21 protein-coding genes are annotated in these 24,729 nt (G+C 44.5%); 9 read left to right on the plus strand and 12 right to left on the minus strand.

The window, feature by feature from the left end; translation table 11 throughout:
- Positions 1-57: 57 nt before the first annotated feature.
- A complete protein-coding gene (gene pheA / locus JJ941_RS01990) occupies positions 58-1,197 on the plus strand; it encodes a prephenate dehydratase (protein WP_290961726.1) in 1,140 nt (379 codons plus the stop codon).
- A 14-nt stretch (positions 1,198-1,211) separates the two neighbouring features.
- Here pheA and JJ941_RS01995 read toward each other — a convergent pair whose 3' ends face one another.
- From JJ941_RS01995 to tnpA, 4 genes are all read right to left on the minus strand, one after another.
- Entirely contained in the window at positions 1,212-2,279 is a 1,068-nt protein-coding gene (locus JJ941_RS01995) for a hypothetical protein (RefSeq protein ID WP_290961729.1), read from the minus strand.
- Between the two features lie 246 nt (positions 2,280-2,525).
- Positions 2,526-3,470, minus strand: a complete 945-nt coding sequence (locus JJ941_RS02000) for an FAD-dependent oxidoreductase (RefSeq protein ID WP_290961732.1) — start codon at positions 3,468-3,470, stop codon at positions 2,526-2,528.
- Positions 3,460-4,659 (minus strand): exodeoxyribonuclease VII large subunit, encoded by a 1,200-nt coding sequence (xseA, locus tag JJ941_RS02005; protein WP_290961734.1) that lies wholly within the window; start codon positions 4,657-4,659, stop codon positions 3,460-3,462. The genes JJ941_RS02000 and xseA overlap by 11 nt, the downstream gene beginning before the upstream one ends.
- A 76-nt stretch (positions 4,660-4,735) precedes the next feature.
- Positions 4,736-5,158, minus strand: a complete 423-nt coding sequence (gene tnpA, locus JJ941_RS02010) for an IS200/IS605 family transposase (RefSeq protein WP_290961737.1) — start codon at positions 5,156-5,158, stop codon at positions 4,736-4,738.
- A gap of 227 nt (positions 5,159-5,385) precedes the next feature.
- On the opposite strand from tnpA, the gene JJ941_RS02015 reads away from it, so the two are divergent.
- The 7 genes from JJ941_RS02015 to JJ941_RS02045 all read left to right on the plus strand — a co-directional run bounded on the left by JJ941_RS02015 (position 5,386) and on the right by JJ941_RS02045 (position 14,099).
- Positions 5,386-6,666 (plus strand): dihydroorotase, encoded by a 1,281-nt coding sequence (locus JJ941_RS02015; protein WP_290961740.1) that lies wholly within the window; start codon positions 5,386-5,388, stop codon positions 6,664-6,666.
- Positions 6,667-6,782: 116 nt separating this feature from the next.
- Positions 6,783-7,439, plus strand: coding sequence for a tRNA (adenosine(37)-N6)-threonylcarbamoyltransferase complex dimerization subunit type 1 TsaB (tsaB, locus tag JJ941_RS02020; protein WP_290961743.1), 657 nt, complete (start codon positions 6,783-6,785; stop codon positions 7,437-7,439).
- 66 nt (positions 7,440-7,505) lie between these two features.
- Positions 7,506-8,351, plus strand: a complete 846-nt coding sequence (gene accD / locus JJ941_RS02025) for an acetyl-CoA carboxylase, carboxyltransferase subunit beta (RefSeq protein WP_290961745.1) — start codon at positions 7,506-7,508, stop codon at positions 8,349-8,351.
- 74 nt (positions 8,352-8,425) lie between these two features.
- Positions 8,426-10,603 (plus strand): S9 family peptidase, encoded by a 2,178-nt coding sequence (locus JJ941_RS02030; RefSeq protein ID WP_290961748.1) that lies wholly within the window; start codon positions 8,426-8,428, stop codon positions 10,601-10,603.
- Between the two features lie 101 nt (positions 10,604-10,704).
- On the plus strand, positions 10,705-11,703 hold the full coding sequence (obgE, locus tag JJ941_RS02035; RefSeq protein ID WP_290961751.1) for a GTPase ObgE: 999 nt from the start codon (positions 10,705-10,707) through the stop codon (positions 11,701-11,703).
- Positions 11,678-12,796, plus strand: a complete 1,119-nt coding sequence (dprA, locus tag JJ941_RS02040) for a DNA-processing protein DprA (protein ID WP_290961753.1) — start codon at positions 11,678-11,680, stop codon at positions 12,794-12,796. The genes obgE and dprA overlap by 26 nt, the downstream gene beginning before the upstream one ends.
- A 94-nt stretch (positions 12,797-12,890) precedes the next feature.
- Positions 12,891-14,099 (plus strand): ATP-binding protein, encoded by a 1,209-nt coding sequence (locus JJ941_RS02045; RefSeq protein ID WP_290961755.1) that lies wholly within the window; start codon positions 12,891-12,893, stop codon positions 14,097-14,099.
- 53 nt (positions 14,100-14,152) lie between these two features.
- Here the strand turns inward: JJ941_RS02045 and JJ941_RS02050 are convergent, their stop codons facing one another.
- From JJ941_RS02050 to JJ941_RS02070, 5 genes are all read right to left on the minus strand, one after another.
- On the minus strand, positions 14,153-15,298 hold the full coding sequence (locus JJ941_RS02050; RefSeq protein WP_290961758.1) for a hypothetical protein: 1,146 nt from the start codon (positions 15,296-15,298) through the stop codon (positions 14,153-14,155).
- A gap of 181 nt (positions 15,299-15,479) precedes the next feature.
- Positions 15,480-17,216 carry a phospho-sugar mutase gene (locus tag JJ941_RS02055; RefSeq protein ID WP_290961761.1) on the minus strand — a complete coding sequence of 579 codons (1,737 nt, stop codon included), beginning with the start codon at positions 17,214-17,216 and terminating at the stop codon, positions 15,480-15,482.
- A 128-nt stretch (positions 17,217-17,344) separates the two neighbouring features.
- On the minus strand, positions 17,345-18,286 hold the full coding sequence (locus tag JJ941_RS02060; protein WP_366069218.1) for a stomatin-like protein: 942 nt from the start codon (positions 18,284-18,286) through the stop codon (positions 17,345-17,347).
- A gap of 2 nt (positions 18,287-18,288) precedes the next feature.
- Positions 18,289-19,245, minus strand: a complete 957-nt coding sequence (locus JJ941_RS02065; RefSeq protein ID WP_290961766.1) for a stomatin-like protein — start codon at positions 19,243-19,245, stop codon at positions 18,289-18,291.
- A gap of 1 nt (position 19,246) precedes the next feature.
- A complete protein-coding gene (locus tag JJ941_RS02070) occupies positions 19,247-19,744 on the minus strand; it encodes an NfeD family protein (protein WP_290961769.1) in 498 nt (165 codons plus the stop codon).
- A gap of 171 nt (positions 19,745-19,915) precedes the next feature.
- Between JJ941_RS02070 and JJ941_RS02075 the strand changes: the two genes are divergently transcribed.
- Complete coding sequence (locus JJ941_RS02075; RefSeq protein WP_290961772.1) at positions 19,916-21,703, plus strand: ABC transporter ATP-binding protein; 1,788 nt, start codon at positions 19,916-19,918, stop codon at positions 21,701-21,703.
- An 83-nt stretch (positions 21,704-21,786) separates the two neighbouring features.
- Here JJ941_RS02075 and JJ941_RS02080 read toward each other — a convergent pair whose 3' ends face one another.
- The 3 genes from JJ941_RS02080 to JJ941_RS02090 all read right to left on the minus strand — a co-directional run bounded on the left by JJ941_RS02080 (position 21,787) and on the right by JJ941_RS02090 (position 24,729).
- Complete coding sequence (locus JJ941_RS02080) at positions 21,787-22,758, minus strand: hypothetical protein (RefSeq protein WP_290961775.1); 972 nt, start codon at positions 22,756-22,758, stop codon at positions 21,787-21,789.
- 19 nt (positions 22,759-22,777) lie between these two features.
- Complete coding sequence (locus JJ941_RS02085; protein ID WP_290961777.1) at positions 22,778-23,653, minus strand: hypothetical protein; 876 nt, start codon at positions 23,651-23,653, stop codon at positions 22,778-22,780.
- A gap of 119 nt (positions 23,654-23,772) precedes the next feature.
- On the minus strand, positions 23,773-24,729 hold the full coding sequence (locus tag JJ941_RS02090; RefSeq protein ID WP_290961780.1) for a pyridoxal-phosphate dependent enzyme: 957 nt from the start codon (positions 24,727-24,729) through the stop codon (positions 23,773-23,775).

The raw sequence follows: 24,729 nt of genomic DNA on the forward strand, positions 1-24,729 counted from the left end.
TTAAATGCCCATCACATTTACTACTTTCCATAATCACTCACAGATAGGAATATTGATATGTCAGATGAATTAGACTCCATCCGCAAGCAACTGGATGATATAGACCGGACTATTCTTAAAGCGCTGGCTCAGCGACAGGGACTGGTAAAGGAAGTCTCGGATTTGAAGCTCAAAAATGAACAGGGCATCCGGGATCTTGAAAAGGAAGAGCAGCTATTAAACCGGATTCGGGATTTGGCCCATGAAGTCGGCCTGGATCGATATTACGCTGAACACCTGTTTCGGGAAATCATCACCAACTCGGTACGCTTTCAGACACACTCCCTGGTTGATCATCAGAACGAGAAATCGGAGGGGGAAGTCATTCGGGTTTCTTACCAGGGAACCGATGGGGCTTACAGTCATCAGGCAGCTACTCGTCACTTTAGCGATCGTTATTCAACGGTGGATGCCATTGGCTATGACACCTTTCAGCAGGCGGCGCAGGCTGTTTTGGATGACAAGGTGGATTATGCATTGTTACCCATAGAAAATACCACGGCCGGCTCCATCAACGATACTTATGACATTCTGGGAAATGAAAAACTCCATATTGTGGGAGAGGAAATTCTGAAGGTAGTTCACTGCTTGATGGCCGTAGAACAAGTAGAATTAGGTAAAATCCGGCGGATCATGTCACACCCCCAGGCCATTGCCCAGTGCTCGCAGTTCTTAACGAAGCTCCCGCGGTGTAAGGTGGAGTCATATTTGGATACGGCCATGTCGGCCAAAAAAGTACTGGAAGACGGAGATTTATCCCAGGCAGCTATTGCCGGAGCCCATGCGGCAGACTTATACGGACTACATGTGATTGAACACGACATTGCCAATCAAAAAGAAAACTATACCCGCTTTGTGGTAGCCGCTAAAGAGCCGGTTCAGGTTGACGTTCAAATACCGGCTAAAACATCCCTGATGATGGTGACTTCAAACGAAGAGGGTTCTTTGATAGAATGCCTGAATATTTTGCATAAGCATAAAATCAACATGGCCAAGCTGGAATCGCGCCCAAGGTTGAATGAACCCTGGAAGTATTCTTTCTACCTGGATATTCTTGCCAATATAGACGACCCTGAAGTTTCTGCCGGTTTGGATGAGCTCAATAAAAAAGCCGAGGAGTTAAAGGTCCTCGGCTGTTATCCTAAACAGGAAGCGTAATATCCTAATGTTCTTTAGAAAGAGTATGTAGCCCGGGCAAAGAAGTTGTAGTTCGTATCCACAAAATCACTTCGGGACTCACGGATTCGGTACCGGAAATCGATATTTAAATCATCAGTGATGAAGTATCGATATCTGAATTCAACTTCATCGGAATTAGGTCCATATACATTTGGAGTAAGCCAGTCTGAATCCGTTTTGGCAAACTCAACCATAAACTGGTGCTTGTCTGCGAAATTGTGCACGCCCAAAGAAAGCACAGCACTGGTTCCGTCTTCAAAGGTCGTATTCAGGTTTTGGCCAATTTCGGCGGCAATACGGAAACTTCCTCCGTTAAGGGCATCGGGCTTGGGCAGGTCGTAAACCAGGCGGCTCATTACAGCCAGGTAGGTGCTGTAACCACCGGATTTGAAATAAGCATTGGGCGCTACAAACAGCCCAAATCCTTTTTGTATGAAGTTGTTGTCATCGCGCGTTCGGTTTTCGAGCCCAAGATAAGAAACCAGGTTATGCTCGTTGTTACCAAAATTAAGCGCTCCGCGGTAGGAGTAAGAGGTATTATTGCGCGGCTGATACTCCCCTAAGATTTCTCCGTACCAGTCTTCATTCAGGTTTCTTTTCACATAAATCCCATCCACCCAGTGAATGTTTATGTTGTTGCTCATAAAGCGGAAATGACTTCTTCCGGCATTGGAAAGAACTTTTGGGTAATACTGAAAACGTCCTGCTTTTACCTCGGTTTGTTCATTCTTGAACCGATAGTAAAATTCATCAAAAGAAATGCTTCCGCGATTAAGTCCGCCGCCATCGGCTTGTATGGTAAAACTGACTTCCGGGAATTCAGAAGACTGAGTAGTAGCTAACCGGGCTTTGAATCCGTGATTCTCGTTGAATGTATAAAAAGCTCCAACCCGGACTCTCAGGAAAGAAGTACCTTCAAAGTGCTCAAGAGCTTCTCCCGAGGAGCTTACGTAGGCAAACCTGGCGTTCCCTGAAAAGTCAAAATTGCTGTTATCCTGTGCGTTGGCGTTCAAAAAAAATGCAGCGAACACTGCAATCGTAAAACTTATTCTGGAGATCATTCTCTTGGTAAAATTTTTTGTTGGATAATTATAGTTACTTAAAAATTGTCCTACCCTTATCGGCGGTGACTTAAAATTCCTTAAGGCGTTAACCGTTATTATTCCCAAAACGATTAAGTACCGAAGCGTTTTGTCAAAACCCATCATTTCAGGACATTTCATATAACCTACTGTTCCGCTACTAAGAACGGCACGTTTATTTTTTTGCAAAGGATAAATTGTTCTTATTAAGAATTGATGAAGTGATCAGATTAGGTTCATCACATCTTCAGCGCATCCCCAGGATACGGTATAACCCGCGCCGCCATGGCCATAATTATGGATTACGGGCAAATGAGGATCTTTTTCCAGCCTGATTTGTGGTCTTCCGGGACGTAACCCAACTTTCACATCTAATACCGGCAGTTCCAAAACAGCAGGTTCAAATTCCGAGCAATATGTAAGGATTCGTTCTGTAAGGGAGGGATTCGCTTTGGTAGAAGTTTGATACTTTTTGGCGGAACCACCTAATATAATTCCATCCCTTCGCGGAATGATGTAAGCCATTTCCTGATCTCCCAGCTCATACTCGGTGGCCATTCCCTGAATTTTCTGATCAGGAGCTACTCGCAGAACCTGTCCCTGAATGGGGTACAGTTGTTCGTCACTGAATAAATGCTTTGCGCCTAAACCGGTGCAATTCACCACCGGGAAATATGCTTCAAGTTCATCAACAGAGGTAACTTCCTGCCGGATTATTTCCCCGCCTGATTCTCTAATACGATTCAAAAGGTACTCCAGATAGATGGGAGTTTCTATCAAAGGTACGTTGAGGGTGTATCCTCTGTAATTGGGGTGAACCGGATGCTGAACGTTGTCATTAAGTATATTCTCGCCCGGTAAAGCATCCAGCCACCACGGTTTTTCCCGGGTGTCGAGATAGGCTGTGAAGGGGATGAAAGAGACCCCGGAGTCTTCATTCTGGGCAAGATGCTTGAATCTTAAAAGCGACCTGCGGCTCCAACTGTTTACTTTGTTTGTCGGGTAGGCTTCATAAGGAAACCAAATGGCGGCAGCTACGGCCGAAGTGGTTTGTTTGGGAAGTTCTTTTGTAATGATGTTTACCTTGAAGCCATGCTCGGCAAGCACAATGGCGGTTGTCAGACCGGAAACACCGGCTCCTAAAACCGTTATGTGGTTCTTATTCTCCAAGAGTGACTTTTGCATCTTTCCATTCTAAGTCAAACCCTGATGCTTTTTTGAAAGCTTTGGATTCCCGGACCCATTTTCCATCCTGCCATACACGTGCAAAACCTTTTTCGAGGGGTTCGTTAGGATTTTGCTTATCCAGAGAGTGAAATAATTTGGTGAGATGTTCTTTTCGGTTCCGAACCAACGATTCGGTCCGGTGTTCCAGCTTTTCATTCAGGGTAAGAATACGGGACCGGGCCGATTCCATCTTCTGCTTTACAGCCAGCAAGGCGTGTGACTTCGCCATATTTGCTACTTTATCTTTATATAACTCAATGGCTCCGGTGGTATTAACCTCCAGTTTTTTGGCATAATCTTCTACCATAAACCGGATTTCGTTAATGTCGGGCACGGCAAGTACAGCCGCCTGTGTTGGAGTAGCGGCCCGGGAATCGGCTACAAAATCGGAGATGGAAAAATCAACTTCATGTCCCACCGCGCTGATTACAGGAACTTCACAGTGATAGACAGCGCGGGCAACTGATTCTTCATTAAACGGCCACAGGTCTTCCAGGGAACCACCGCCACGTCCGATAATCAGGACATCCACATTCTTGTGATTGGAGAAGTAGTTGATGCCATTCACGATTTCCGGCGCAGCATTCACGCCCTGCACGCTGGCGTGATAAAGTTTCACATCAGCCAGCGGCCATCTTTTTTCCAGGGTAGAACGGATGTCCTGAAAAGCGGCACCGGTCGCGGATGTCACCACCCCGATGCGTTCGGGAAATTTGGGAAGTGCTACTTTGTGGGTGTCATCAAATAAACCTTCTTCTTTCAACTTTGCCTTCAGCTTTTCAAAAGCCTGCTGAAGCTTCCCGATCCCGGCTTGCTGAACCAGATTCACAATCATCTGATAGCGACCATGGGGAGCATACACCTGGATATCGCCACCGACTACTATCTGTTGACCATCGGTTAGATTAATGCCAAGCCGTTGCGCAGTGCTTCTCCAGATTACACAGGGAAGGGAGGCATCGGCATCTTTGAGGGTGAAATAATAGTGCCCGTTCCGGCTTTGATTGACGTTGCTGGTTTCGCCCTCCACCAAAATATCCACAAAATTCTGCTCCAGCAGGTTCTTGATCTTCTCGGTGAGCTCGGCAACGGTTGGGATATCAAAAAGAAACGGAATTTGTTTATCGGGCATGGGGGGGTGGTTGAGGTTTAGAATCTAACAGGCAATTAATGTAAGAAGGATTGAAATCCTTCGCTTAAATAAAGGACTACATTTTCCTGATATCAAATTCCTTAACCTCATCTTGAAATGAGCGATTTTGATGATGTAATTCCTGATTGTAGATGTAATTCCTAATCCTGTTAATATCATTCATACTAACCGAAAATACTCCATATCCCTGTTGCCATTCAAACTTCCCACTTGGGTAGTAGTTTTCATTCACCCACCTTGATGAAGAACCTTTCATTTGTTTTATGACTTCAGCCACTGAAAGGGTTGTTGGAAGTTTGAATAGAACATGCAGATGGTCTTGCATACCATTCACGACATCAACCTGAATACCCCATTCCAAGGAGTTTTCTTTAATGTAAATGTTCAGTTCTCCTCTGAAATATCTCTTTAGTAGTGGTAGTCGGTCTTTTGTACTCCAAACGGCGTGTACCCAAACCTGATTCAATGTTTTTGGCATAGTACTATTTTTGATCAATTCTTTAGTAAGAGCTATTTCAGGCTGATTCCTTACAAAAATTTCTAAATTGATAAGGCTGTTATCCTTTATTCAAGCAACGGATTTCAATCCGTGCTTGTACATTGATGGATGTTTTGAAATAAATAAACCCGCCCAAAGTCCCTTTGTGCTTTAGCACCGAATCACGGTATATTTGCGGTCGAACTTGAAAGCTCAAAAACAAATTCATGCTCCTCAAAAACCTGAAGCCCGTTAGTAACTCTCATAAAGGTAAAGACATCGTAGATATCCGTATTGAGGAAGGAGTAATTAAAGAAATAGGCAGTGGACTTAAAGCCGGGAAAGGGGAGGAATCTCATGATTTTGAAGGAGCCTATGTTTCTCCGGGCTGGATGGATATGCATGTGCATTTGCGCGAGCCGGGGTTTGAACACAAAGAGACCATTAAAACCGGATGCGATGCCGCTGCGTTTGGCGGTTTTACGGCGGTGGCTTGTATGCCTAACACCAAACCGGCAACACATACCCGCGATGTGGTTGAGTTCATTATCAAAAAATCCGAGAAGCTTCCGGTGGACGTTCACCCGATTGCGTGTGTAACCAAAGAGCGAAAAGGGAAATCCATTGCTGAAATGGCTGACCTGAAAGATGGCGGTGCGGTTGCTTTTAGCGATGATGGTGATCCGGTTTACGATTCACAGGTAATGCGCGTGGCTTTGGAATACTCGTCGATGCTGGGCCTGCCTATTATCAATCATGAAGAAGATCTGGCCCTTTCCCGTCCCGGACATATGAACGAAGGCAAGGTAGCAACCCGGCTCGGTTTGGATGGAACTCCGGGGATTGCCGAAGAAGTGATGATTGCGCGCGATATCATGCTGGCAGAATACACCGGTGGACATATTCATGTTGCGCACATCAGTACCAAAGGGGCGGTAGATTTGGTGCGTCAGGCTAAGAAGAAAGGAATTAACGTAACTACGGAAGTCTGTGCGCATCACTTTGATCTGACCGATGAAGAAATTGAGAAGCAGCATTTTGACACCAACTTTAAAATGCACCCACCGCTTCGAACTCAGGAAGATGTGGATGCTATGGTAGAAGGCTTGGTGGATGGAACTATCGATGCCATTTGTACCGATCATGCACCGCACGCCATCGAGGAGAAAGAAGTAGAATTCATTTACGCTCCCAATGGAATTATTGGGCTGGAAACGGCATGGTCGATAACGAATCAGCGGTTGCTTCAAACCAAGAAACTGGATTTGCAGCAGCTGATGGATAAACTGGTATATAATCCGCGTAAGATTCTGAACCTGGAATCTCCGGAGATTAAAGAGGGAGCTAAAGCCAACCTCACCTTCTTCAATACCGAAGAAGAATGGACCTTCACTCCGAAAAACGTTCGATCCAAATCAAAGAACTCTCCCTACCTGGATAAACCGTTGAAGGGTAGAGCCGTTGGGATTTTCAATAAAGGACAGTTGGTGCTTAACGAGCTGAGATAGTATTCATACCGTTCATTCCTGCAAAGCTTGCCTGCTGAAACAGGCAGGGCAGTAATCCGGATGTAAAAACAAAGACAGATCTTAACTGTCAGATAATGACTTTTTAGTAATCATTTATGATACTCGCTTTCGAAACAGCTACAAACATTTGCTCGGTTTCCTTTCAGGATGATGGAGGGGAGATCCACGAGAAAAGAACGGAGCGAAAAGGTTCACATTCCGAACTGTTGTTTCTCTACGTCCGGGAATTGATGAAGGAGCATGACTTTAGTATAGCTGACCTGGATGCTGCTTTGGTGAGTACAGGTCCCGGTTCCTACACGGGGCTCCGAATTGCTGCCAGTGCGGTCAAAGGAATGCTGTTTGGTTTGAATGTCGATGTTTATGCCGGCAATACGCTGGCAGGCTTTGCGCAATCAGCCGGTGAGGGAACCGTTCATGCTGTAATTAATGCACGGCGGAAGCACTTATACCATCAAAAGTTTGAGGTGGGGGGAAAGCTTACAGCTTCTTCCGGGTCAGAAATTCTTGAGCTTACTGAAATTGAGCCGATGCTGAATTCTGGTGAGAAGATTATCGGGACCGGAATTGGCCGTTTACATAAAGACAAATTGGAAGGACTTGAAGTGCTGGAAACCACAAACATTTCGGCTAATGCTCTGATAGCTCTTTTCAATAGCTCATCGGGGAAACAGTTTTTCAAGAAAACCACGGCTGAAGAGCTGGAATCAAATTATTTGAGCAGTAGTCAGGTTAATAATACATCCGTATAAACAGATTCAGAATTAACCCTCAGAATCTTTATTTTATCTCTCTGAAAAATTCACAAAACACAGTTTATGTCCTGGTTTAAAAGAAAAGACGAAAACATCCAGACCAACACCAAAAAGGAAATGCCGGAAGGGGTTTGGATTAAAGTTCCTACAACCGGTGAAACAATCCATAAGCGCGAGCTGGAGGATAATCTCTGGGTAGATCCTCTGAGTGGCTATCATTTCAGAATTGGAAGTGAGAAGTACTTTGAGATTATCTTTGATAAAGGAAAATTCAAGGAAATCGGGCAAGAAATTCAGCCTACCGATCCGCTGGAGTTTGAAGACCGAAAGAAATACAAAGACCGGCTGGAAGAGTATCAGGAAAAGACCGGGTTAAGTGATGCCGCACGAGTTGGAGTGGGCAAAATGAATAAGCTCGACCTGGTTGTGGCCTGTATGGATTTCTCTTTTATCGGAGGAAGTATGGGATCGGTTGTGGGCGAGCGACTGGGTGTTGCGATCGATTACGCCCGTGAGAATAAAATCCCGCTGATGATTATCTCCCAAACCGGTGGCGCCCGTATGATGGAAAGTGTACTCAGCTTGATGCAGATGGCTAAAACATCAGCCAAATTGGCCCAGCTTGAAGAAGCCGGAATTCCTTACATTTCTTATATGACAGACCCGACTACCGGAGGGGTAACCGCCAGTTATGCAATGCTGGGTGATTTTAATATCGCTGAACCCGGCGCTTTGATTGGATTTGCCGGGCCGCGTGTAATCAGGCAGACTATCGGCAGAGATCTTCCGGAAGGCTTCCAAACGGCAGAGTACCTGCTGGAGCATGGATTTCTGGATTTCATTCTCCCACGAACCAAGATGAAAGCAAAGCTTACCAAACTGCTGAAACTGGTTCTCCATAAGAACTAAACCTTATTAAACTTTACAACAGAAAAGAATGCTCAACCGGCGTTCTTTTCTTTTTTAACCCAAATTTATCATTTATGAAGGCACTTAGACTCTCAATTATATTGTTGGCGCTTTGTTCTGTTGCTACGGCTACCGTTGCTCAGGACAAAAAAGCTATCGAGTTTGAACATATTTTCGACGGCACGTTTTCTCCAAATAACGTGCAAAATGTTCGCTGGATGAATGACGGCGAATACTATTCGGCTACCCGTAACAATCAAATCATTCGCTATAACATCGTGGATGGTTCTGAAGAGGTATTATTCAACGGTAATGATTTTACTGATGCGGACGGTGATACCATTCGTGTGCAGGGTTATCAGTTTTCTTCGGATGAATCGAAGCTGCTGATAAAAACCGATGTGGAACAAATCTGGCGCCGAAGTACCCGCGAGAATTATTATGTGTATGAATTTGAGTCAGGGGGTTTTTCGAAGCTGACGGCATCAGATGAGAAACAACAATATGCTGAACTGTCACCTTCAGCCGATCGTGCCGCTTTTGTGCGAAACAATAATTTGTTTTGGGTTGATTTATCGACCGGCGAAGAAACTCAAATCACCTCTGATGGTGAGTTCAACAAGATTATTAACGGTGCCTCCGACTGGGTGTATGAAGAAGAGTTTGGTTTTGCCAAAGCCTGGTTTTGGTCGCCCGAGGGAGACCGGATCGCTTTTTACCGCTTCGATGAAGAGCGGGTGAAAGAATTTTTTATGACCAACTGGGGTTCTCTCTATCCCGAAGAAGTAGAGTTTAAATATCCAAAGGCCGGAGAGCAGAATTCCATTGTATCCATTCATGTGTACCACATTGATTCCGGTGAAACAGTGAAGATGGATGTAGGAGAGGAGACCGATCAGTACATCCCGCGAATAAACTGGACCCGGGATAACAACCGATTGGCTATCCGCCGTATGAACCGGCTGCAGAATAAGCAGGACTTACTGATCGCCAATGCAGAAACCGGTTCAACAAGAGTAATCCTCACAGAGCAAAGCGATACCTGGCTGGATGTACACGATGACCTTTATTTTTTAAGTAACGGAGAGCAGTTTATAACCACCAGCGATAAGAGCGGTTATAACCATGTGTACCTGTATAACATGCAGGGCAGACAGCTTGAACAGATTACATCCGGCAACTGGGACGTAACCGAACTGATTGGACATAACGAACGGATGTATGAGTTGTACTACGTGAGTGCCGAGCAGTCGCCACAGGAACGCCATTTGTACAGCATCAGGATTGATGGAAAGAAAAAAGAGAAGCTGACGAAAGGAGATGGCTGGCATGACATAAATATGAGCAGGGACTTCAAATACTATATAGATACCTGGTCAGATTATAATAAGCCTCCTGTGGTAAGTCTGCATCGAAGTAATGGCCGAAGTGTGAGAACTATCGAGGACAATACCGGCCTGAGCAAGACCCTGGAAGAATACAGCTATGTAGAAAAAGAATTTTTTACTCTGGACGTTAATGGCACCAGCCTGAATGCTTATGTACTGAAACCGGTAGATTTCGATTCAAACAAGAAATACCCTGTGCTTATGTATGTATATGGTGGCCCCGGCAGCCAGACAGTAACAAAAGCTTTTGGAAGCGGACAGCGCCCCATGTGGCATCAGTATCTTGCAAATCAGGGGTATGTAGTGGTTTCAGTAGACAACCGGGGAACAGGTGCCCGCGGCCGGCAATTCAAAAAACAGGTGTATAAAAAACTGGGCCAGTTAGAAACGGCTGATCAGATCGCAGCTGCCAAACAAATTGCAGAATGGCCGTATGTTGACGAAAACCGCATCGGAATTTGGGGCTGGAGTTATGGCGGGTATATGTCATCGTTAGCATTGGCTGAAGGTTCTGACATATTTACTACGGCCATTGCGGTAGCACCGGTCACCAGCTGGCGTTTTTATGATACCATCTACACCGAACGATACATGCAGACTCCTCAAATGAATCCTGAAGGATATAACAAAGGGGCGCCCCTGACAAAAGTGGATCAGATTACAGGCAATTATTTACTGATTCATGGTACCGGGGATGACAACGTTCACTTCCAGAATTCTGTTGAAATGATAGATGCGTTGATAGAGGCTGACGTTGACTTTGAAACCATGATTTATCCCAACAAAGCTCATAGTATTTATGGTGGAAATGCAAGAAAGCATCTCTATCAGCTGATGAGTGACTTCGTTTTTGAAAATTTATAAATAAGCCAGGTGCCATCTCGAGGCGAAAGCCCGAGATCAGGATACCGAAAATCTAAATGTGCTTTTGATTAAGTACTTTTGACCGAAAGAAAAAACACTTTATGCGCTTTGCTGACTACGCTAAAATTTATGTAACGGCCGGAAGGGGTGGAGATGGCTCTGCTCACTTCAGACGGGAAAAGTATGTCCCCAAAGGAGGTCCTGACGGCGGAGATGGCGGAAAGGGCGGCGACGTTATCCTGGTTGGGAATGAACAACTGAATACCATTCTTGACCTTCGGTATCGAAAATATGTGAAAGCCGGGAATGGGGAGAACGGTTCAAAGAGTAAAAGCTCTGGTGCTGCAGGCGAAGATGAGCTCCTGGAAGTACCGCTCGGTACGGTTGTATTTGATGCTGACACCAAAGAAAGACTCGGGGAAATTACCCACCATGAAGAAAAACTGGTGATTGCCAAGGGTGGCAAAGGCGGTCTGGGAAACTGGCATTTTCGCAGCTCTACCAACCAAACTCCACAACATGCTCAGGAAGGTAAACCCGGTGAAGAACGTGCCGTTGAACTGGAACTAAAACTGATTGCAGATGTTGGCCTGGTGGGTTTCCCAAATGCAGGAAAGAGCACTTTACTTTCAGCACTGTCTCATGCAAAGCCTAAGATTGCTGATTATCCTTTTACCACGCTGGAGCCTAATCTTGGAGTGGTGAAGTTTGAGGATTTTCGGAGTTTTGTAATGGCAGATATTCCCGGAATTATTGAAGAAGCCCATGAGGGGAAAGGGCTGGGGATTCAGTTTCTCCGGCATATAGAACGTAATAATGTGCTGCTGTTTATGGTCAGCGTTATGACGGATATCAAGTATGAATACGAGGCGCTGCTGAGTGAGCTGAAATCTTACCGGAAAGACCTGCTTGATAAGCCGCGCATTCTTGCCATCACCAAGATGGATTTAAAACAAGGGTTTGAGTTAGAAGAAGAGCTTCACTTTGATGATGAAATTCCCGTTATTCCTATTTCGTCAGCCACAGGTCATGGGGTAGATGAGCTGAGAGAGAAATTATGGGAATACATTCAACATGGGAAAGAAAAAGAAGAAACATAGGGTACTGGCTGCGCTGAGCTTAATACCGGGCTTTGGAAGCCGGCGCATTTATAAACTGCTAAAAAACACCGATGATCCTGAGGAGATATTCAGCCTTGGGAAGCGTAAACTCAGATCGGTTGAAGGTATCGGAGAGGCTTCGGCTCTTTCTATCCTTTCCTTTGACGATTGGGAAAAAGTGGATCATCTTTTAGAAGAAACGGAAAAAAGTGGGTCGAATATCATAACTCTGGCTGATCCTGAATACCCTCCGTTGTTAAAACAGATTTATGATCCTCCCGCTTTGTTTTGGTTTAAAGGCAATTCAGAAGCTTTGTCTAAACCGGGAGTAGCCGTGGTAGGCACCCGAAATACTTCAGCCTATGGCCGGAATATGGCAAAGAAGTTGACCGGTGAGCTGGCGGAGCATGGACTCTGTATTTTCAGTGGCCTGGCCTATGGAATTGATTCCATCGCACATCAAACGGCCATAGAGTTTAAAACACCGACTGTTGCCGTATTGGGTTCTGGAATTGACAACCTGTATCCCAAAAAGAATGCTGATTTAGCGAATCGAATTGTGAAATCAGGTGGGGCCGTGATCACCGAGTTTCCACCGGGTACTAATCCTGATGCCGGTAACTTCCCGGTCCGGAACCGAATTGTAAGTGGGATGAGCCTGGGAGTTTTAGTGGTGGAATCGGGCCTGAAGGGGGGAAGTATGATCACAGCTGATCTTGGCCTCGACCAAAACCGGGAAGTGTTTGCAGTGCCCCACCCGTTGGGCAATCCATCAGGAACCGGATGTAATTACCTTATTAAGAGAGGCGCGGCTAAACTGGTACAAACCGTGGATGATATTCTGGAAGAGCTGCCCATAGAACATTCCCCGGAGTCATCAGTTCAGGAAGAGAAAAAAGTAAGCTGGCGCGATAGAGAGCTGGATGAAACAGCCGTTAAAATCTGCGAGGCGCTGGAAGAAAAACCCTTTCAGGTCGATGATTTAAGTGATGCCATAGGAGTGAATACCAGCCGGTTATTGGTTTCCCTTCTTCAGCTGGAAATGGATGGGGTAGTTCTGCAAAAAGCAGGAAAGAATTTCGAACTTCTCTGAGCAGTAATCCTTTACAAAATTCCGGAATAAAGGCTTAAGTTTTTACGCATTTGTTCGATAACACGAATAATCTATAGAACAAATTGGCGTGCGCATGGAAACAAGTGTAATGAATCCCGTTCCAGATAAGGAATTTGAGCGGATTGTAGAACTGTCAGCATTTGATTTAGATTACTCCGGGTTAAGTCATTCCCTTAAAGATTTAACCAAGCTGGCTGCAAAAGTTGCCCAAACTGAGATCTGTCTTGTTAACATTATTGATTCCTTCACTCAATGGACCGTCTCTTCCTATGGTCTGGATGTGCATCAAATGCCAAGAGAGGAAGGAATTTGCCAATACACCATTCTAAATGATCATGCTTTCGAAGTAAAAGACCTGAGCGAGGACCGGAGATTTCAGGAGCGGGACTATGTAGCCTATCCTCCCAGACTGAAATACTATTTTGGGTTGCCTCTCATCACCCATAAGGGATTCAAGATAGGGGCGCTGTGCATGCTGGATCCAAGTAAGAAAGAAATCAGCCCGGATAAAGCTGAACAGCTCAGAATTATTTCCGATGAGATTATGGAACGGCTTGAAGCCCGAAAACGAATTATGAAATTAGAAAGCAGGTTGATTGCGGGCTATAATTTCAAACGCAGGTTAAATCATGATATTCGCGGACCTATTGGCGGCATAATTGGATTGGTACAGCTTATTAAAGATCAGGATACCGATGAAAAGGTAAGTGAAATAACCCGCTATCTTGATTTGATTGAAAAGGCAGGAGATAATTTACTGGGCATTGCCAATAAAAGGCTGTCCTACAAAAAGAGGAATGAAGAGCGAAAATTAAAAGATAATGAGCTTACTTTGCTAAGCTTGAAATCCAAATTAAGTGAGCTATATAAACCCCAGGTTGATATACATGATATCGACCTGACGATCGCAAATCACCCTCAATGCGAGGATCTTCCGTTTCCGAAAAAGAATGTACTGCCGGTTATAGGTAATCTTATTTCAAACGTGATTAGGTTCACACTACCGGGTGAGATGATTATGGTGAGGCAGGAATACAGGTGTGCTTCCGGTTCCAATCATTTGTTAATCACCATTAAAAATACGGGTTCCAAGTTAACGAACAATCAAATCAGGCAGGTTTTCAGTAATGAATTTGAGTCCGATCAAAAAGTAACGTCAATGAACCTTAGCGCTATTCACCGATTGCTCAAGAAAGTGGGTGGAAGTTTTTCAATTTCCGATGAAGGGGACCGTGGGAACCGTTTTGATGTAGAGCTTCCGGTGCTACTTACCAGGAAATAAAAAAGGCCGGAAGAATTTGTCATTCATTCCGGCCTGAGAAAAAGAGTGTGGGATTAGCTTTTATAGCGATAAATAGCTGCTAATCCTGAGTTCTTGGGAACTTCAGCCTGCGGCAATCCATACAGCGTACTTCCGGTACGGATGGCCGAAATGGCCGCATAGTTAATCAGATCCACGGCCTCACCATTAAGCGATTCTGACATATCCACCCGGTTTTCATCAGGATGGAACACACCGAACTGGCGATGACCCATGGGCACAAATAAAGTATCCACTTTACCGTAATAGGCACTCTTCACAATTTCCTCGATTTCCGTGGAAATTAACGCGCTGCCCTGCAGGTCATTGAAACGCTCGATATCACTTTGGATATCTTGTTGGAAATAATTTCTGGCAATCTCCCAGGATTCATCAGCTATTTCCTGTGCGCTTTTATTATCAACATTACCTCTAATGGATTCGTCTAAAACGTTAGAATATTTGTTGGCTTTTTTGTAGTAGGCAACCATCTTTTCAGGCCCTGCGACAATAAGAGGCCCGTTTTCCTTTTTCAGGTACTTGGTAACCTTGTTTTCAATATGCTTAATGAAGAGCTCTAGCTCCTTATCATCTTCATTGGTATCTCCGCCCTGTCCGTGGAACATTGCGTTCTTACCCCCGGTGCCGGTATGCTGCTGTATCGATCGTTCATGAACGTGATACTTGAGGTGTTCTTCCATACTGGTGGGAACACTTTCAAACTCAACTTTGGTAGTTACGTCGGGGGCAACCTTAAACATTTTGGTCTCATTCTGGCTCAGCATCAGCACATGGTAAATGCCGTGATGATTCTGAAGCTCGAGAAGGGGAGTAATTAAAAAGTTTTCAGCGATATAATAATTTTCTTCGGGACTCACCGGGATCTTAAAAAAGTCGAAATAATCTTCGTTGATGTATAACGCCAGGCCCTTATCCTGATGTAACCAAAACTGATTCTCTTCGGTTTTAGACTGAACTTTCTTAAAGAGTTCTTCAGCTCTGTTCTCTTGCCATCCCTTTTCTATAAGTTCATTTTTTGCTTTTTGGATGAGATTCTTAAGTCGTATGGAATCTTGTTTGCCTTCTTCGCCGGTTTTATGAGTTGGTAAAAATATAGTGACGTTGATGTCTTTGGTTTCATTGATAAGTTTCTCAATGGTATCTCTTTTCACTACACTCATAATAATAACCTCATTAATTTAGATTGAATTGTACTAATACAACAAAATCAGACCTGTGGTGTTCCACAGATGTTGTAAATCATACTGAATAATTAATAAGGTTTTACCATGAAAGTAAAGTCCGGTTACACCTACCGGGCACGATTTAATAATTCAAGAATTTTGATGTAGAGGTAAGAAATTAATTCTTCAGTCCTTCAATCATCATCTCTATTTTTTTGTCAAGAGTGGCTGCTACCTGATTGTAATCTTCTGCACTCATCAGGTTGGTATTCACGCTGCAGTAGAATTTAATTTTAGGCTCCGTACCCGAAGGCCTTGCCGAAACGATAGCGCCATCTTCCGTAATAAACTGAAGGACGTTCGATTTGGGGAGGTCAATGTCCTTAATCTCACCGGTAGCCATATTTTTCTCTTTGGCTGTTTGGTAATCTTTAACCGTCACCACCTGTGAACCACCTAATTTTTTCGGTGGATTTGCTCTGAAATTCATCATCATCTGTTGAATTTCTTCTGCGCCCGATTTTCCTTTCTTAGTAACAGAAACCAGGTTTTCACGGAATAATCCGTGTTCAACATACATATCCAACATAGCCTCGTATAAGCTGGTACCCTGATCTTTATAGAAAGCGGTCATTTCAGCAATAATGGCACAGGAAACCACAGCGTCTTTATCTCTTACATGATCGCCAATCAGGTAGCCGTAGCTTTCTTCCCCACCCGCTATAAACTGCTTTCTCCCTTCAAGTTGGGTCATCAGCTCGCCAATATATTTGAAGCCGGTGAGCGTATTGAAACATTCAACACCCTTTGATTTGGCTATGCGGTCGATGAGATATGAGGTAACCACGGTTTTAACGATGTACTCATTTCCGGTGATTTTTCCGGCTTCTTCCCAAGCGGTAAGCATGTAATTGATGATGAGAGAACCGGTCTGATTACCGTTCAAGAGTACAAAATCTCCGTTCATGTTTTTTACGGCAATGCCCACCCGATCCGCATCAGGATCGGTAGCCATAACCAGGTCGGCGTCAATTTCTTTGGCCTTTTCCAGGGCCATGTTCAGGGCTTCTTTCTCCTCGGGATTCGGATACACAACGGTAGGGAAGTTGCCGTCAACCGTCATTTGCTCTTCTACAAGAGTAACATTTTCGAAGCCGTATCTTTTCAACACATCCGGAACCAGTTTTCGGGAGGTGCCATGGATGGGAGAGAAAACGATTTTCAGGTCTTTCTGTCTTTCAATAGCATCCTTTGATACTGACAAATCTGCCAGTGCTTTCAGGTACTTTTCGTCCATATCCCGGCCGATTACTTCAATCAGATCATCGTTACCGGCAAAATTGACCTCATCAACGCTTTCGATTTTTTGCACTTCTTCCATCACCATTTTGTCGTACGGATATACAAATTGACCACCATTGGCATCGTAGGCTTTGTAGCCGTTATACTCTTTGGGATTGTGAGAAGCGGTCAGCATTACCCCGCTTTGGCAGCCTAATTCCCGAATGGCGAAAGAAAGTTCGGGAGTAGGACGGAGTGCATCAAAAAAGAACACTTTTATACCATTAGCTGAAAACACATCGGCCACTACTTTAGCCAGTTTCTCGGAATTATTCCGGCAGTCGTGAGCAATCGCCACCTTTAGTTCCCGGCCGGGGTATTCTTTCTTCAGAAAATTGCTGAGCCCCTGGGTGGCAATCCCAAAGGTGTATTTGTTGACCCGGTTTGAACCGATACCCATAATTCCGCGAAGTCCGCCGGTGCCAAATTCCAGGTCTTTGTAGAACGCATCGGTCAGCTCATCAAATTGCTTGTCATCCAGTTTTTGGCGGATCGCTGCTTTGGTTTCCTCGTCATAACTTCCTTCCAACCATTCGTTAATTTTGTTTTGTACAGCCGAATCTAATGCGTTCATTTCCTGATTTTTTGTAGTGAATAGATAGTTTCAATTATTGGTCTTGTAAGCGGCAAAGAATATAAATAATAAAAAAGGGCAATTCATGATTTATGAATTGCCCTGAAATCGTTAACCGGTTTTATAGATCAGCTTTCTTTTTTGTTAACCGTTATTTCTCCCAGCGATAATCCCTCCATTATGGCATCGTAGTTAGAGATATCTTTAGGTAAGATCACGTTGTTTTCATTTCGGCCCAGTCCGGATAGTACATCCAGATATTGCTCTGAAAGCTGAAGCCGCATAGCTTCGGTTCCTTTGGGTTGAGCAAGGGCACCGGCAATTTCCTCAATGGATTTAGCCGTAGCTTCGGCAATCGCTAATATTTCTTCTGCCTGTCCCTCAGCTTCGTTGATGCGCCGCTGCATTTCCGCTTCTGAAATATTGATGATTTCGGCTTTCATACCTTCGGCATCATTTACTTTAGAGCCTTTCACACCCTCAGAAGTTGCGATGATGGCCCGGCGGTCCCGTTCCGCAGTCATTTGTCGCTCCATAGCTTTCTGGACGGTGCGAGGGGTAAGAATGTTCTTGATTTCATACCGGTGCACCTTAATTCCCCAAAGCTGTTCTACTTCGCTGAGCACACTCACCACTTCACGGCTCATTGCAGCCCGTTCTTCAAAGGTTTGATCCAGTTCCATATTACCCAGAACCGATCGTGTAGTAGTTTGAGCCAGTTGTACGGCCGCATAGCGGTAGTTAGTTACTCCATAACTGGCATTAACGGGATCCATAACGCTCAGGTAAATGACTCCATCAACTTCAACCTTTACGTTGTCTTTGGTGAAGCACTCCTGAGGTTCTACCTCAATGGTTTCTTCGCGTAAGTCCTGCTTGTAAACTACCTTGTCAACAAAAGGGATAAGGGCGTGAAAACCCGGCCCAAGTGTTTTCTGATAATTACCCAATCGTTCAACAATGTATGCATACTGGTTAGGTACCAGCCGCAGCGAACGTATGAATTTGTACATCACATAAACCGAAAATGCACCTAATAAAATCTGACTGATTGTCTCCATGATTTCCATGATTATTGCTCTCCTTTATTAGATGTTCTGGTTCTTTTGGCGGATGGATTTTTGGTATGATCGCTGATGGTACTTACCCCTTCAAAAAAGGTTTTGAGATTCGCCGTTTCGGTAGGCAGAACGGATACATTGGAGTTTTGGATGATATTCCCAAATTGTTTGATGTATTGTTCTACCAGTTTGGTTTTCACGGCCAGTTCACCACCGGGTTTATCAATGGCTTCTGCTACTCTTCGAAGGCCTTTGGCCGTTGCATTGGCAACCAGCTCAATTTCTTTAGCACGACCTTTGGCTTCATTTATTCGTCGCTGTCTTTGCGCTTCTGAAATCAGTACCTGGCTTTGTTGTTCTCCTTCCGATTCATAGATGCGTGCCTGCCGGTGACCTTCAGAGTTTGTAATCTCAGCTCGTTTAGCTCGTTCGGCTTCCATCTGCCGCTCCATAGTGTCCACAATCTCACCGGATGGCCGGATATTCTTTATTTCATACCGCATCACTTTAATGCCCCAAGGATCAGCAGCTTTATCAATTTCACGAACAATATTCTCATTCATTTTTTCCCGTTCTGAGAAGGTGTCATCCAGGGTCATTTTACCGATTTCGCTCCGCATGGTGGTTTGGGCCAGGTTCACAGCTGCCGCCTGGTAATCGGAGATACCATAGCTGGCCTTGTGTGAATTCATCACCTTAAGGTAAACCAATCCATCCACGGACACTTCAATATTGTCTTTGGTGATACAGGTTTGGCTCGGTACATCCAGTACCTGTTCCCGCATTTCCTGGCTGTAGGCCGGCCGGTCAACAAAGGGAATCAGAAAGTGAAAACCGGGTTTAAGTGTCTTTTTGTATTTACCCAGCCGTTCCTGAATAACTTCTTCTCGCATCTCCACAATCTGAAACAGCCGGGTGAGCACGAAGTAGGATAAAACGATGATTACTAAAATTGTGGTCCACAACATATTAGCTTTTGTTTGAGTCTTTAAGTTGATTTTTCTTTGAGTCGATGATATCCACCGGCTCTACAATCCAGGTTGTATTATCCCGGTATTTGATGCGCACCTGTACGCCGGTCGGAATATCACCCTCCAGCGACCGCGCCTGCCAGGATATCCCCTGAAACCGAATACGCCCTTCATTATCGAGATCGTTGATAGGCTCTGTGACTTCTGCAATCTGATCCATGGCCTCGTAATCTTCATCGGCGAATTTATAGGAAGTTTCCCCTTTAAAATATTTGTTGATAAAAGGCCGGATGGCGATAGTCAGAATGGTTGATGACATCAGCCACACAAAAGCTGCGGTAAAAGGATCCTCCAAAAAGCCAAAGTACCGAAGGATACCAACTCCTAAACCACTAAAGCCAAGCAGGAAAGCAACGCCTCCGGGAAGGGCAGCTTCGAGGAACATCAAAAGAACGCCCCCGATTAAAAAAATCCACGTCAGAATTTCACTATCCATAATCTGAAAAATAGATTTAAGTTTTAGTATAGATAGTGATTTGAAGACAAAAAATCTCAAATGAATTGCATTTATTTAAATGGCAGAGATTAATACTGCGGCACGATATTTGGATACTATTGCGGAAACCAAAAAGAGGTGCTTTATTGTTGATGCCATCAAACCAAGCCCATGACTAAGAAACCCGAGAACGATCATAAATCCATAAAGTCGCTTTGGCAAACGCTGAAGCAGATATTTGCGCTGAGCAAACCGTACCGGCTTCGTTTCTATGCGGCAACGGTTGTTACTTTGCTGGCATCAGCGGTATGGCTTACAGTTCCGTTAGGACTTCGTGAATTACTGGACGCGGTATTTGAATCCGGCAATAACGAACTGCTGAACTGGCTGGCTATCGGTTTGTTTGGGCTGTTCATACTGCAAGCTGCGTTTTCATTTTTTGGGAATTATCACCTGGAATGGGTGGGTGAGCGGGTGGTCACCGATTTACGAAAGAAAGTGTATGAACACCTGCATCGGCTGGGATTCAAGTTTTTTGCGGAGCGCAGATTGGGGGAAATCACCTCGCGGTTAACAAATGATGTCGGCTCCATCCGAACGGCATTGACGGATTCACTGCCTCAGTTACTCACCATTTCTTTTTCTTTGATTGGCTCGGTCTCGTTGATGGTAGTTCTGAACTGGCGTTTAAGTATGGTGATTTTTGTGACGGTGCCTTTCGTAACACTGGCAACCCGTTATTTCGGACAGAAAATTCGCCATCTCTCCAAAGATATTCAGGATGAACTGGCCGATTCCACAGCTGTTGCCGAAGATGCACTCGGGGCTGTCCGGCTGGTGAAGGCTTTTGTACGGGAAGACTATGAGGTAGGCCGATATCAAACCGCAGTTGAGAAATTATTTAAGACGGCCCGGCGAAAGATGGTACTGACTCAGCTTTTCTGGTCGGGTGTCGGCATTATGTTTATGAGTACTTTGGTGATCATTTTCTGGTATGGAGGAAAAGAAGTTCTGGCTGATCGGCTCACTGCCGGAGATTTAGTTGCTTTCATTATCTATGCCCTGAATATTTCAAGATCTATAAGCCAAACTTCCAGACTTTATACAGCTGTGAATACAGCAGCAGGGGCCTCAGAACGTATTTTTGAGCTGCTTGAAGAAACCCCCGAAATAGAGAATAACCCTGATGCTCATGATATCGAAGGAGTAAATGGGGAAGTGCAAGTGAAAGGCCTATGGTTCAGTTATGAGGGAGAGAAAGAGGTGCTGAAAGGGATCTCATTTAAAGTTGAAGCCGGGAAAACCATTGCCCTGGTGGGACCAAGCGGGGCGGGTAAAACAACATTGCTCAATCTCATTCCCCGTTTCTATGATCCTCAGAAAGGCAGTATCTATGTGGATGGCACCAATATTCAGGAAGTGAAATTCAAATCCCTTCGCAAACATATTTCTATAGTACCGCAAGAGGTGCATTTGTTTGGAACCACCATTCGGGAGAACATCACCTATGGAAAACTGGATGCCACCAAAGAAGAAGTTATTCAAGCTGCCAGGGATGCCAATGCCCATGAGTTCATCATGCAAACCGAAAACGGTTACGATTCATTAATTGGTGAAAAGGGCGTAAAACTGAGTGGCGGGCAGCGCCAAAGGCTGGCCATAGCAAGGGCTATTCTTAAGAATCCGGCTATTCTATTATTGGATGAAGCCACTTCTTCTTTGGATTCCGAATCAGAGGCTCAGGTTCAGGAAGCTTTATTGAGACTCATGACCAACCGAACCACGTTTGTAATTGCTCACCGTCTATCCACGGTTCAGCATGCTGATAGAATCCTGGTGTTAGACGAAGGAAAGATTGTGGAACAGGGAACCCATGTAGAATTGATAGGCCAAAACGGGCTGTACAGTCATTTGTACGAGTTACAGTTCAGGGATTTAGACCAACCAACGGTTATTTAAATTCCAAGCTCCAAGCTTCAAATTTCAAATATTACTCACTACTCACTACTCACTGCTAATTTAGAATTTGGTGCTTAGAAACTTTACCTGTCCGTATTGTACATCCTGATAATGTCAGAGTAGTTCAAATCATCCAGTAAATCTCTTTCAGCTAACCCGTTTATATAATCTACGGTTACCCCCGCATTAAACATTCCGATGATTGCTGAATAGGAGAATTGATCAAGGTAATTATTCTCAGAAAGCTGATTCAGATAATCAATGCTTACCCCACCATTGTACATTCCTATAACAGCTGAATATGAAAATTGATCAATAAAATTACTTTCGCTTAGGGCATTTAGGTAATCGATAGAAACCCCTCCGTTATAGAGACCAATTATTGCGGAATATGAAAAGTCGTCCAGGTAACCTGCCTCATTCAAGCTGGAAATATAGTCTAAAGAAACTCCGGAATTATATAATCCAATAATTGCTGAATAGGAGAATTCATCCAGCAAGTTTAGATCGTTCAGTCCATTAATGTAATCCATCGGCACACCACTGTTGTAGAGACCAATGACGGCAGAATAGGAGAAGTCATTCTCAAGATATCCGCCCTCATTTAGCTGTTCCAGGTACTCGATAGGCACCCCTGTTTGGTATAAGGCCTGATACCCTGAGTTCGAATAGATGTCATCCAAGCCAGCTTCATTTATGGCAACTAAATAATCAGCAAAGCCTCCTTCAAAACTAAAGTCCGGTAAAGGAGCCATCTCCGGGATGTCAATATCAGGGATGTTAATGTTGATATCGGGAATATTGACATTAACACTTTGTTGATTGCTTCCAAAAACGGAAGACCATGCCCGGGCCGGACTCCAATCGTGGTACCAAAGGAATGATGCTGCAAACACCATGAAAATCAGTACTGCGTTTTTAAACAAGGACCCATCATCTTCTTCAGGGGGTAAAGGCTGAAAGGCAACGTTATCAGATTCCTGACTTTTCTCACGAATATATTCATCCAGATCAAAATCAGGATCTGTTTCACTGTTTCTATACTTTGTTTTCATAGTCGGTTACTCAATAGGTTTAACCGTCGCTGTTTTCGCGCTGATAAAGATCAACAATATCCAGGAAATTGAGATCTTCATAAAGCCCCTGATCTTTCAGCTGATCCAGGAATTCAACGGTTACACCAGCATTATAAAAATTGGTTATATACACAAAAGATAAGTCCTCAAGATATCCGGCTTCATTTAAGGTTACAAGGTACTCAACGGGGATGTTATCGTTGTAAAAAGCGGTCACATCCACAAACGAAAGCTGGTCATACACACCGGCGTCCTGCAGACTTTCGAGATAGGTTAGCGGAATCTGGTTTTGGAAATAGTTGGTGATATAAACGAAGGAGAGGTTTTCCAGAAAACCTGCATTCTGTAGTTCATCGAGATAAGAAACAGGGACGTTGGCGTCATAAAGTTGTCGGGCCGAAAACCCCGAAATTTCATCCCCGAGATAGCCGCGATTCTGCAGTACAGATAAATACTCCGTAATCGTCATATCCAATGAAGAAGCAGGAGGGGCGGGTGGAGCTTCAACCCCGGGTACCGATGGAACCTGTGGAGGCTCCGGTATGGTAATTTCAGGCTGACCGAGACCGGGAGCCTCTGCTGTCACCTGGGTAGATTGGTTATCACCGCCAAAAAAGTATGCCCAGGATTCAGCATCGCGCCAGCTATTAACCCATAAAAAAGCCGCAGCAAATACGATGAATATGAGGACAGCATTTTTGAACAGGTAGCGATCAGGATCTTTTGTTTCTTCCTGTAGTGGCATTTGTGCGGTGGGCTGACTTTGCCGGCGAATGTATTCGTCTAAATCAAAATCCGGGTCGTGATCATCATCAAAATTGCGGTCCAGATCGTTAGTGAAAGAGCGTGTTTTATTGTCTTCTTTTTTTCCCATGGCAATAGATTGTTTACCTAAGGACGAATTTATGTGGGGAATTGTTTCACATCCTAAAAAAGAAAATGATAGACTTATTTCATTATCGAACTATGTTGGCTGACCGATAGAGAAAGTGATCACCACGGCAGGTTATCCAAATCCACATTTCCACCGGTAATGATAATGGCAACTTTCCTCCCTTTCACATCTACTTTTCCATCAAATACGGCTGCCACAGGCACTGCGCAGGAGGCTTCGATGATCATGTTCATACGTTCCCACACATAGCGCATTGCTTCAATGATTGACTCTTCAGGAACGGTTACAATGTCATCCACATACTGTCGGATTAGTGAAAAGGGTAGTTCTCCTAATGAAGTTCGAAGCCCATCGGCGATCGTGTCCGGGTTTTTAACGGGAATAAGCTCACCTTTTTGGAATGAGCGAAAGGCATCGTCAGCGTTTGCAGGTTCGGCTCCAATAACTTGTATATCCGGCTTAATGGATTTAGCGGCCAATGCGGTTCCGCTCAATAACCCACCGCCGCCCACTGGAGCTATAATCATACCCAGGTCGGGATGATCTTCCAGCAATTCCAGGGCAGCCGTTCCTTGTCCGGCTACAATTCTTGCATCATTATAGGGGTGAATGAAGGTGGCCCCGGTTTGGGCTACGACTTTCTCAAGGGTGGATTCGCGGGCCTCAAGGGTAGATTCGCAGAAAGTAACTTCGGCCCCATAGTTTTTAACAGCTTTCACTTTCACTTTTGGAGCATTTTCGGGCATGACTACGTAAGCTGGAATGCCCCGAAGCATGGCAGCTAAAGCCAATGCCTGTGCATGGTTTCCGGAAGAATGCGTAGCCACTCCCTTAGCAGCTTCATCTTCACTTAAAGAAAAAATTGCATTGCTTGCTCCCCGGAACTTGAATGCCCCGACTTTCTGAAAGTTCTCACATTTAAAGAAAATTTGACCGCCCGTTTTCTGGTTCACCTGCTTGCTGCTTAAAACAGGGGTTCGGTGTATATGTTCGGAAATTCGATGCCGAGCTTCCTTTACATCTTCAAAGACAGGAGGTGTGAGGTTGGTTTTCAT

The organism is Gracilimonas sp., assembly GCF_017641085.1.
GTDB lineage: Bacteria > Bacteroidota > Rhodothermia > Balneolales > Balneolaceae > Gracilimonas.